This window comes from Vibrio tetraodonis, from assembly GCF_003350295.1.
Lineage (GTDB): Bacteria > Pseudomonadota > Gammaproteobacteria > Enterobacterales > Vibrionaceae > Vibrio > Vibrio tetraodonis.
Genome location: NZ_QLYY01000013.1, coordinates 173,303 through 183,738 on the forward strand (window position 1 = coordinate 173,303; position 10,436 = coordinate 183,738).

Here is a 10,436-nt window from a genome sequence, read left to right on the forward strand (position 1 = left end):
TCACTCTATTGACCAACCACTAGTATTGACTTCAATATCCCAATCGAACTCATCATCAAGTTCCGATTTGATACTTTTATCTTGCTGTTGTGCTTTCGCTACGGAAGATGCTCTTTTAGTGTGCTCTTTCACGCGCTGCACACGGGATGTAGTTATTGTGCCTAAAGAATTTCGCTGCTGGTTCTGACCAGTTTTTTCAAATGCCTGGTCAATGATTTCGAGGATTTTACGCCAAGCTTCAACGACATCTCTGTGATTGTAATTCTTTCGAATATATTGCCTTGCGTAGTTACAACAAGTCTTGTGTAACCACTCAGAAACAGAATAGGCGTAGTCAGCATCAATTGCCTCTACAGCAAAAAACTCTTCTTTCGTTTCATCAAGTACATACACCCTACCAAGACAGCTAGGATCATACTTGATTCTCACACGTACGCTTTTCATGTCTTTACAAGTTGCTTCTCCAAAATATCTTGCCAGCCGAGCACTAGAGTAGCGTACTGTTGTACCAAGCCTAATCCCATTCTTATCGAGAGATACCTCGCGGTTTTTCCCTAGGTTAAACTTCAATTCCTCTCTGGAACCTTTGAAAGGACGTGGAGGAATTGAAGAATTGACAGCATCAAGCCAACTCAGGTTCGGGATATTGTTTTCAAGCCCATTTTTCCCATTTTGATACATATCAACTATCCAAATATGAATCATTTCTTGAAGAAGGAAACTGTCGATTACGGCATTTTTAAGCGGATCGTAGTCTTTCCTTTCAAATATGTTAGTAAAACTCTTTCCAGGTATCCTAGACAAGAGTCGATTATTGATTGTGCGAAAGTAACGCTCTACTGATCCCTTTAGCCAAGGTTTTTTAGTTGGATTTTTCTTCACCTTTATTTTCAGCTCTTTGCACGCGATTTTGAAGTCAACACTGTTAAACTCAGCACCGTTGTCGACAATTAAATGTTCTGGGAGACCATAACAAAGCCAAACCCCTTCTACCGAGGGATATAGTTCTTTGACGTAATCTTTCGGTAGAATAGAGTTTTCAAGAGCTAATGAGACTGAAAGGTAGCTCGGTGGCTCAAATCCTAAGTAGAAGCCGATAATACTCTTTGTATGAGTGTCGTATAAAAGTGTAAGCCAAGGCCTCCCCAACGGTATACCATGGCGTTCATCAATAACGAATAAATCAAGTCTGGTATGATCTGCCTCTACTCGTTCCAGCGCTCGTGTTGTTGCGGGTCTTTGACCAACTTTCCTAAATGTCGCATCAGCCGCACTTTTCCCCTTCCTAAGCACAATTTTTTCGTACTCAGAGTGCTTTCTCAACCTGTTCCTAAATGATTGTATTGAAAACAAACTGTACTGAGTATCATTAGTTTCGTTATACTTAGAAACTTCAGTTTCAAGTGTGAGATATGCGGAAGCAGCCGTTTGCTCTTCAGCTGAAAAATAATCTTTAATTGCTTCTTGAATTAATGGCTCAAGTTCTTCCGGTACGTTTTTATCCGTGTTTCCAGCTGTGACTTTGGGTATAAGAGATGACAGCTGGAAATCCGATTTTTTAAAAGCTCTCCAGTATCGGTAAATACTGCTTGCTGAAGGCGTAGTTGAACCGAACTTTTCTTCTAAAATTGGGAATGCGTCATCGATTTCCTTCTTAGAAAAATTTTTTCCATACCGCTCAATAAGAAGTTCTAGAACGTTGTACCTATGTATGGCTTCATCTCTACGCTCTTCACTTGCACCAAACACATCCTTGAAAACTAGATCGACGTCTTTCCAAAGAGGAAGCGATAACTTTTCCATCGGCTTAGATGCAATACCAGAACGAGAGCTTGGAAACAGCTCACCAAATCTCTCAGTGTCTTCATCACTCATATCTATGAGCTCCAAATCGGAGTTTGCCAGTCAATCGGCTGATGCATATCAATTGTCAAAAGTTGTCTAGCAATCAGGTCGTAAAGAGCTGGTAGTGATCTAGAAGAATGAACTGAAGAGTATTTAACAATTTGCTCTATTCGAAGCTCTCCATATTTCCTTAATAAGCTCAATATCTGGTGCTGGAGCGAATTAAGACGGTCATCGCAAGCATAGCGGTGGATGATCTTCAAGTTATCGAGCAACGGATATATTTGGATATCGTCCTGAGTCAAAACTTTTAGATCATTGCCCATACTAAGGGCTTGCTCTCTTTTCACGGAGAAAGTCTCTTTGAATTCTTCGGTTTCCGCAATGCACTTTGGTTTAATCTCATAAAATGGTTGATATGTGTCGTTGTAAGTTACTAAAAAGTCAGGAGTATATCTGCGTTTCTTACCTTCGAAGTAATACTCAAAGCCTAAGGGTTGCGCTTCAAAATTTGTGATCTGATGTGAAAATTCGAAATGAAAACAAGCATCAAACTCTAAATCGGATTCTACGGTATGGATGGAGTCAGTTTTTAGGCTGACAAAGCGTGAAATGTTTTTAATTGAGGAGTTTCTAAGAATTCGCTTTTTCATAACATAACAACCATACCTGTAGTAAACTTACGTAAGCATTGTATGCTTTTTGAGCTTTTTCAAGGTATGGTTGTTTTTATTTCAGGGTATGGTTTCGTAAAGGCAACATATGGTTGCTTTTACAGTATTTCTGAATAATCGCCAGATTACTCTTTCCCGAACACGTTATTCTCTTGCTCTTGTACACGGATAAAAGTTGTACGTTTGGTAAGCTCTTTAAGCTTTGCTGCGCCTACATAGGTGCAGGTTGAACGCACGCCGCCAAGGATGTCTGAAATAGTGCCGTGAACACTGCCACGAAATGGCAATAGTACCGTTTTTCCTTCGGCCGCGCGGTACTGGGCGACACCGCCTGAATGCTTCTTCATCGCCGACTCTGACGACATGCCGTAGAATTTCATCATGGTTTGGCCGTCTTTTTCAATCAGTTCGCCGCCTGATTCCTCATGACCAGCTAACATACCGCCGAGCATCACAAAATCGGCGCCGCCGCCGAAGGCTTTTGCTACATCGCCTGCGCATGAGCAGCCACCGTCACCAATGATCATGCCGCCAAGGCCGTGGGCCGCATCGCCACATTCAATAATGGCTGAAAGCTGAGGGTAACCAACACCTGTTTTTACTCGTGTGGTACAGACAGAGCCAGGACCAATGCCGACTTTTACGATATCTGCACCGGCTAAAATCAACTCTTCACACATGTCGCCCGTGACCACATTACCAGCTGAAATCACTTTATCTGGAAAGGCGATTCTGACTTTTTCAATGTATTCAACCAGATGCTCTGAGTAACCATTGGCAATATCGATACAGATAAAGATAAGCTCATCACTTAGTGCCATAATGTCTTTGGTCTTTTGAAAGTCAGCTTCCGAGGTGCCAGTTGAAACCATGACGTTTTTCAGCGTTTGGCTATCGGCACTTTTAACAAATTCAGCCCAATCATCAACCGTGTAATGCTTGTGAACCGCGGTCATCACACCATGCTCGGCAAGCGCTTTGGCCATTGCAAAGCTACCGACAGAGTCCATATTGGCTGCAATTACAGGGGTGCCTGACCATTGACGGCCGCTGTGCTTGAAGGTAAAATCGCGGGTTAATTCAACTTGAGAACGGCTTTTGAGCGTTGATCGCTTTGGGCGAAAGAGTACGTCTTTAAAACCTAACTTAAGTTCTTGTTCGATACGCATTGTGCATTTCCTTGATTCGATAGTGTAAGTGTCACTGACAAACTGCGGTGTAAAAGCGTTGGCAGACGCGATTACTGTTTTTCGGACACAAAAAAACCGGAGCGTTGGCAGACGCTCCGGTTTTCAGCATTATAGGCTGTGATTTATTTCCCGCAAGACTGATATTTGCAATTTTTTTGTGGTACCATTTCGAATGTTTGCAAACCAAATTTCACCTCTAGACTGCTTTGTAATCACCCCTGTCTACCTCTTTTAATCATTAGCCAAAAACCGTATATGTGGCAACAAATCACTGGCGCATAGCCCTCGTTGTCCGTTTTTCTCAGCATCTTTGTCTGCTGCAAGACTATGAATCATCACCCCTTTTACTGCCGCACTCAAAGTATTGTCGCCTTGAGCTAACAGACCTATGATTACCCCGGTAAGCACATCGCCCATTCCTGCGCTCGCCATTCCAGGGTTGCCCGCATTACAAACATACATAGTTTTACCATCGAATATCAAGGTGCCCGCACCTTTTAGCACAATTACGCCGCCGTATTGAACATGCAGTTTTTCTATCGCTCGGTATCGATCGCTTTCAATATCTTTAATCGAACAACCCAGCAATCTAGCGGCTTCGCCAGGATGAGGTGTAAGAATTCTTTGGTTATCTTTGCTGGGATGAGAAGCCAATAGGTTCAATGCATCGGCATCAAATACTTTATTAAGCTTTAATGAGCAGACGCTCTCAAACATCTTTTTTGCCGTGCTGTCAGTGCCAAGCCCAGGCCCTATCGCGATACAGTCACACCACTGATTAAGCCTATGTTCTAGCTGGTTTTTATCTTCCCACGACGCCGCCATCACTTCAGGGCAAGCAATGATTGAGGCAAGCGTATTATCTGGGTGAGTGAGAAGTGCGCTTAACCCTGCCCCAACTCGCATACAGGCTTGACTGCTTAGCAAGGCAGCGCCGCCCATACCTTGGTTTCCACCAATAATGAGTGCTTTACCATGGTGACCTTTATGAGCAGACTTGCGTCGTGTTTCTAAAGGCGCAAAATCACAAACAGAATTAAGAAGGTGCGCTATTTGGGTGTTTTGCTTATCAAACACATCTTCAACACCCAAACCGCAAAAATGAACTTCGCCTACATAATCACGTGATTGACCCGTAAACAGGCCACATTTAAGGCCAATAAAGGACACCGTATGCTTGGCATTAATACTCACTCCCAAACTTCGGCCAGTATCACTGGATAGCCCTGATGGCACATCGACAGACAAAATGTCTGCGCCACTATTGTTCAATTTTTCTATCAGTTGAGCAGCGCTGGGTCTTACTTCACCTTTGAGACCAGTTCCGAGCAGAGCATCAATAATACAGTCAAAGGCTAATTCTTGGTCAAGATCCGGCGCTTGCGTCTCACCGCCTGCGGCGAGAAAATCATGATAAGCGGTTAGCGCATCACCAGAGAGCTTGTCTTTATCAACACTTTGCCAGACACAAACCTGCATTCCGGCCTCAAGGGCTAACTTGGCAATCACATAACCATCACCGCCGTTGTTACCACCACCACATACCACCAGCACTCGGCTACAATCTGGGTATTGGTGACACATTAGATCAAATACCGCCTTTCCGGCTCTTCGCATCAGCTCATGCATGTCAATGGAGTTAGCTTTTGCCGCCTTTACTTCTCCTGATTTAACTTGTTCGGCGCGATAAAGCGGAATACTTGATGACATGTGTTCTCCTAAACGTAATAAGGGCCAGACTAATCTGACCCTTATTTAATCATATCTGCGATATCATTTACTTTGATTAAGTACACTTAACGCCTCTGAAGTCGCATCTTGTATGGATAAGAACAAAGACTTTATTTCGCCCGTCGGGGTTCTCATGGGGTTCAACGTGATATTTTGGTACATGTATTTCGCTTGTTGGGTAACAGGTCGAACATTTCGGCACTTAAACAAGTATTGGCGCTGATGCCAAGTAATAAAGCTGCGACAACCTAGATCATAGACAGGCTTAGCCTTCATTTTAAACCACTCTTCTGGTATTTCAGGAAAGATCTCGAAAATGGATTTATCAATCGCATCATGACCATGCAGACCGCTGTGGTGAGTCATAAAGCCATTCCATACTTGAACTTTGTATTCTCTGTTAATGACTATCAAACCCAAGTCGACGTTTTGAACCATATCGACCATCCAATGAAACTGCTCAAATTCGGCAGGAAGGTTGACCATCAGAAGTCCTCCATTAAGTAGGATAACTTGTCGTCGAGTAATGGGAGCGATTCATCAACGAACATAAACAATAAATCACAGCGAATTGCCGTACCATCAATGTTGTAGCTTACTTCAAAAGTCATGGTCTTTTGAAACGCGCCTTCTGTATTTTTAATAATCGAGTCTATTGAGATATGTTGGCCCAACAACTCTGGTGAACTTTGAAAAAAACGCACTTCCGCTTGCTTACCCAAGCCGTTAAGGAACGAGCCTACCAAGATATTCGACACATCCATTAAGAGCTCAAGTTCTTCAAGCTCTTCACTTTCAGCAGGCACCTTCATCAATTTTTTAAGGTCGCACACACTCGAGTCACTCAAGAGCACGAGAGCTTCCCCTGCTAACCCTTCACCGCTAAAGCCTTGACAGACTCCAGACACTTGGTCGTTATCGGCCAAATCTCTCAGCGCCATTTGCAGTTCACTGACTTCCAAAATATTTACGTTCGGCAGTGGAAGGTGCACAAATACATCAAAATGCCGTGCAAGCGCATCCGCCGCAACACCAATCGCAACGTTTGCTACTTCTCGGTATATGTCGCGACGTTTAAGGACAGGCAGATCGAGTGGCGCAGGAGCGACCATTTGCGGCTGAGAGGAAGGTTCAACAAGCTCTTTGAGCACACCATTGAGTATGTCTTTGTCTATCGGCTTCTGGATAAAAGCTTTAGCGCCAGAAGCCATCACACGTTCTTTCGCCTTGGGTTGAATATCACCCGAAACCACCACAACTTTGATGTCAATACCGCGAGCCTGAATCTCATCTAAGGTACCAAAGCCATCAAGCTCAGGCATGGTTAAATCAAGAAACATGATTTTGAATTCGTTCTGTTCCAACTGCTCCAAAGCGTCAAGGCCATGTACAGCAAAAGTGATTTCTGCATTTAAAGCGGGGGGCAGTGATCGCGCCATTTGCTTGCGGGCGAGCGCAGAGTCATCACAGATGAGAACAGGTAAAGACATGAATGCACCTAATCAATAACAAGTTTATCAATAATTTCAGTGTAACAGATGCTCAGGATCTCGAAGTGGTTAAAGCAAAAAATACACAAGATCCGAGCAGAAAAATTAATGTTGCCAAACCACAACACATTGACTAGCAGATGGTAAAAACCACACCAGCCGCTTACTACTATTCATCGTCAGCTCCAGAGTTGAATACGTCTTCGTCAAAGTTTTCATCTCTATATTTGGCCGCTATCTCTCTAAATACGTTTTCTATGTTAAGGAAAGCTTGGACCACCAAAGGTTCGAAATGTGTGCCCTCGCCCTCTGCGATAATTTCAAGTGCCTTGTCGTGGGGAAACGCGGGTTTATAGACTCGCTCGCAAATCAGAGCGTCATAAACATCAGCCAGCGCCATTAAACGAGCACTCAAAGGAATATCCGTGCCCTTTAACCCTTCTGGGTATCCGCTACCGTCCCATTTCTCCTGATGGCTATAAGCAATTTCTTTAGCCAAGCTTAAAAACTCACACTTGAAATCAATCGAATCTTCTACCGACATCAACACGGCTCGACCGAGAATTGTGTGGCGTTTCATTACTTCGAACTCTTCTGATGTCAGGCGGCCCGGCTTGAGCAAGACTTCGTCTGGAATCCCCACTTTACCAATGTCATGCAGCGGAGCCGACCGATAGAGCAAATTAATCGACTCTGGGGTTAGCTCATCAACATAATGACCCATACTGACCAGCTCTTCCGCAAGTACCTTTACGTAGTTTTGGGTGCGGCGAATATGGTTTCCTGTTTCGTTATCACGAGTCTCTGCCAACGAGGCCATGGCGCCAATCGTTGCGTTCTGCAACATTTCTAACTCGTAAGTACGCTCTTTTACTCGCTCTTCCAAGCGCTCATTTTGCTCTTCGAGAGCACTAACCGCATGTTTTAGTTTCAGGTGTGTATTGATACGAGAAAGCAATATCGGTGGGCTGACAGGCTTGTGAATATAATCGACTCCCCCGACTTCAAAGCCTCGTTGCTCGTTTTCAATTTCAGACTTGGCAGTCAAAAATATTATAGGGATGTCACAGGTTACAGGGTCTTTTTTTAGCTGTTCGCACACCTCATAACCATCCATCTCTGGCATCATTACATCTAACAACACGATATCAGGCTGTTTTTTCGTGCAAATATTTAGCGCCTGTTTGCCCCCAGTAGAGACAAACACACGATAATGTGGTTTCAACAATCCGCTGAGCAACACTCTATTTTCAGCATTATCATCAACAATCAATACGCTAGCCAGATGCTCTTCCACGCCTACTCCTGACATCAGAATTTAACAAAAGCCATACAAGTCAGTCATTTAAAATCTGTTCCGAACAAATAATTCTAAGCTCGAATGTGACTAGTAAGCTTTCGAATCTTGTAAGTATCGAAGTACAACTCGTCCTCGTCAAGGAGATGCATAATCAATGTCTACTCTCACTTTTAAACAGTTATATATAAAATAGACATTTATTAACGATAAACAGCGATTAGAACAAGACAACTAAATTCAAATGCACCATGGATTTTTCAAATATCCATTTTTGTGCATATACTAATGACTAATATATCAATATTGGTTAGTCAAAAATAAGCAGGTAAACACAATGCGTGTTAACGAACCCGTGACTCAGAAAGAAGTCACTTATCCACCAGAATATAATTTACTTTCGATTACCAAAACCAGTAGTCATATCACTTATGCCAGTAAAGAGTTTTGTGATGTTGCTGGGTACACGTTAGACGAACTCGTGGATCAGCCACACAACATCGTTCGCCACCCTGATATGCCGCCTGAAGCATTCAACGATATGTGGAACTTTCTCAAGGCTGGAAAGTCTTGGATGGGGATAGTGAAAAATCGCTGTAAGAATGGGGATCATTATTGGGTCGATGCTTTTGCATCCCCTATAAAAGTCAACGGCCAAATCGCTGAGTACCAATCCGTTCGTTTATGTCCAAGTCGCCAACATGTGGCCAATGCTGAAAAAATCTATGCCCAGTTAAAAGCAGGTAAAACGCCCAGTAAGCTAAAAATGCCGAGAACTCGGTTATGGCAACGTCTGGCAGGCGCGTTACTTGGCTCCGGCATCATTGCGACAACAGTCGCGAGCTTTTCAGCTATTGGAGCTGTGTGGTTGTTTTTTATATTAGCGACTTTGTCAGGCTATATGCTGACTCGTCGTTTGGAAGCACTTTCCGCTCAAGCCAGAGAAGTATTTAACAACCCACTAATGGAATTGGTATACAACGGTCATATTGATGATATCTCAGAAATCTCTTTAGCGCTTAAGATGAGACAATCCGAGCTCAATGCCGTTGTGGGACGTATTCAGGACTCCAATCACCAAATCGCTGGTGCTGCACAGTCATCTGCTCAAAACTGCGAAACAACCGCAGACAACCTGTCGGGGCAAACATCTGAAACTGAGCAAGTGGCTGCTGCAATAAATCAAATGCATTCGACCGCTCATGAGATTGCTCAAAATGCTCAAAACGCGTCAGATGCCACGGAAAAAGCCAACGAAGCAGTCGTCGAAGGCAAAGGCTCTGTCGAACAAACTGTTGCTTCGATGAATGAGCTTTCCCGTCAGCTGGGTGTGGCCTCAGAAGTGGTTCAGCAACTTTCAGAGCATGGACGTACCATCGGCGAGGTACTTATCGTCATTCAAGGTGTCGCTGAACAAACCAATCTACTTGCTCTCAATGCAGCGATAGAGGCAGCTCGGGCAGGCGATCAAGGGCGGGGTTTTGCAGTCGTTGCAGACGAGGTACGTAAACTCGCACAGCGAAGCCATGAATCGACTGAAGAAATACAAAATATCATTAATTTAATACAAACCAGCACAGATAAAGCCGTACAGGCAATGGATGAGGGCAACAAGCTTTCAGATGTCTGTGTCAATTGCGCAAGCACATCAGGTGAAAAGCTAGACGCATTATTCGATCAGGTAACAGACATCTCAGACCGAAACAATCAAATAGCAACCGCAATAGAAGAAATGGCTCGTGTTACTGAGGATATGAACTCGAGCGTTCAATCCATTAGCGAGGTATGTTCTGCCACCAATATCTTGGCCAGTGATACTAAGGAAGAATGTGAGACTTTAGTTGATAACTTAAACTCTCAAGGCCAGCTTGTTAGCCAGTTTAGAAAGCTGTAAAAATAAATGCCTTCCATATTTGGAATAATGCCGTTCGGATAAGTATTAACACTTATATTTAAATGGATATTTGGCCCGAACAAAGAGGACTGAACGTGGAAACGTTCGGTCCTTTCTTTTATCTGGCAAAATGAAATGGCTGATGCTCTCTCGCATTTGTTTGAGCCTAACAGGTAAAGTGCCATCGGGGCTGAGCGCTAGCCAGCGCAACTGGGCATCTATCAAATTTATTGCTGCTGTGAAGCTAACCCGAGTTGGACTTACATTCGCATCTTCGGCAATATGAATCATTTCTAAACGTACTAAATTATAGGC

Annotated in this window: 8 protein-coding genes and 1 pseudogene; 1 reads left to right on the forward strand and 8 read right to left on the reverse strand. The window is 43.6% G+C overall.

Annotated features, from left to right (window positions below):
• The 7 genes from DPF90_RS10450 to DPF90_RS10480 form a co-directional block, all read right to left on the reverse strand.
• Entirely contained in the window at positions 1-1,875 is a 1,875-nt protein-coding gene (locus DPF90_RS10450) for a Mu transposase C-terminal domain-containing protein (RefSeq protein ID WP_114786278.1), read from the reverse strand.
• Positions 1,876-1,877: 2 nt separating this feature from the next.
• Positions 1,878-2,498: a TnsA endonuclease N-terminal domain-containing protein gene (locus DPF90_RS10455; protein ID WP_114786279.1), complete on the reverse strand. Its 621-nt coding sequence runs from the start codon at positions 2,496-2,498 to the stop codon at positions 1,878-1,880.
• A 146-nt stretch (positions 2,499-2,644) separates the two neighbouring features.
• Complete coding sequence (locus DPF90_RS10460; protein WP_114786280.1) at positions 2,645-3,688, reverse strand: GMP reductase; 1,044 nt, start codon at positions 3,686-3,688, stop codon at positions 2,645-2,647.
• Between the two features lie 252 nt (positions 3,689-3,940).
• On the reverse strand, positions 3,941-5,419 hold the full coding sequence (locus DPF90_RS10465) for an NAD(P)H-hydrate dehydratase (protein WP_114786281.1): 1,479 nt from the start codon (positions 5,417-5,419) through the stop codon (positions 3,941-3,943).
• 63 nt (positions 5,420-5,482) lie between these two features.
• Positions 5,483-5,926, reverse strand: a complete 444-nt coding sequence (locus DPF90_RS10470; protein WP_114786282.1) for a PAS domain-containing protein — start codon at positions 5,924-5,926, stop codon at positions 5,483-5,485.
• Complete coding sequence (locus DPF90_RS10475) at positions 5,926-6,930, reverse strand: response regulator (RefSeq protein WP_114786283.1); 1,005 nt, start codon at positions 6,928-6,930, stop codon at positions 5,926-5,928. The genes DPF90_RS10470 and DPF90_RS10475 overlap by 1 nt, the downstream gene beginning before the upstream one ends.
• 169 nt (positions 6,931-7,099) lie before the next feature.
• Positions 7,100-8,227: a response regulator gene (locus tag DPF90_RS10480; RefSeq protein ID WP_114786284.1), complete on the reverse strand. Its 1,128-nt coding sequence runs from the start codon at positions 8,225-8,227 to the stop codon at positions 7,100-7,102.
• A gap of 337 nt (positions 8,228-8,564) precedes the next feature.
• Between DPF90_RS10480 and DPF90_RS10485 the strand changes: the two genes are divergently transcribed.
• Positions 8,565-10,121 (forward strand): methyl-accepting chemotaxis protein, encoded by a 1,557-nt coding sequence (locus DPF90_RS10485; protein WP_114786285.1) that lies wholly within the window; start codon positions 8,565-8,567, stop codon positions 10,119-10,121.
• A 45-nt stretch (positions 10,122-10,166) separates the two neighbouring features.
• Here the strand turns inward: DPF90_RS10485 and DPF90_RS10490 are convergent.
• Positions 10,167-10,436, reverse strand: a pseudogene (locus DPF90_RS10490) (IS4 family transposase); the annotation flags it as partial.

Bases quoted from the DNA above. Each gene is read 5' to 3' on its own strand.
- DPF90_RS10455 (WP_114786279.1), bottom strand. From the start codon at position 2,498: ATGAAAAAGCGAATTCTTAGAAACTCCTCAATTAAAAACATTTCACGC.
- DPF90_RS10460 (WP_114786280.1), bottom strand. From the start codon at position 3,688: ATGCGTATCGAACAAGAACTTAAGTTAGGTTTTAAAGACGTACTCTTT.
- DPF90_RS10470 (WP_114786282.1), bottom strand. From the start codon at position 5,926: ATGGTCAACCTTCCTGCCGAATTTGAGCAGTTTCATTGGATGGTCGAT.
- DPF90_RS10475 (WP_114786283.1), bottom strand. From the start codon at position 6,930: ATGTCTTTACCTGTTCTCATCTGTGATGACTCTGCGCTCGCCCGCAAG.
- DPF90_RS10450 (WP_114786278.1), bottom strand. From the start codon at position 1,875: ATGAGTGATGAAGACACTGAGAGATTTGGTGAGCTGTTTCCAAGCTCT.
- DPF90_RS10465 (WP_114786281.1), bottom strand. From the start codon at position 5,419: ATGTCATCAAGTATTCCGCTTTATCGCGCCGAACAAGTTAAATCAGGA.
- DPF90_RS10485 (WP_114786285.1), top strand. From the start codon at position 8,565: ATGCGTGTTAACGAACCCGTGACTCAGAAAGAAGTCACTTATCCACCA.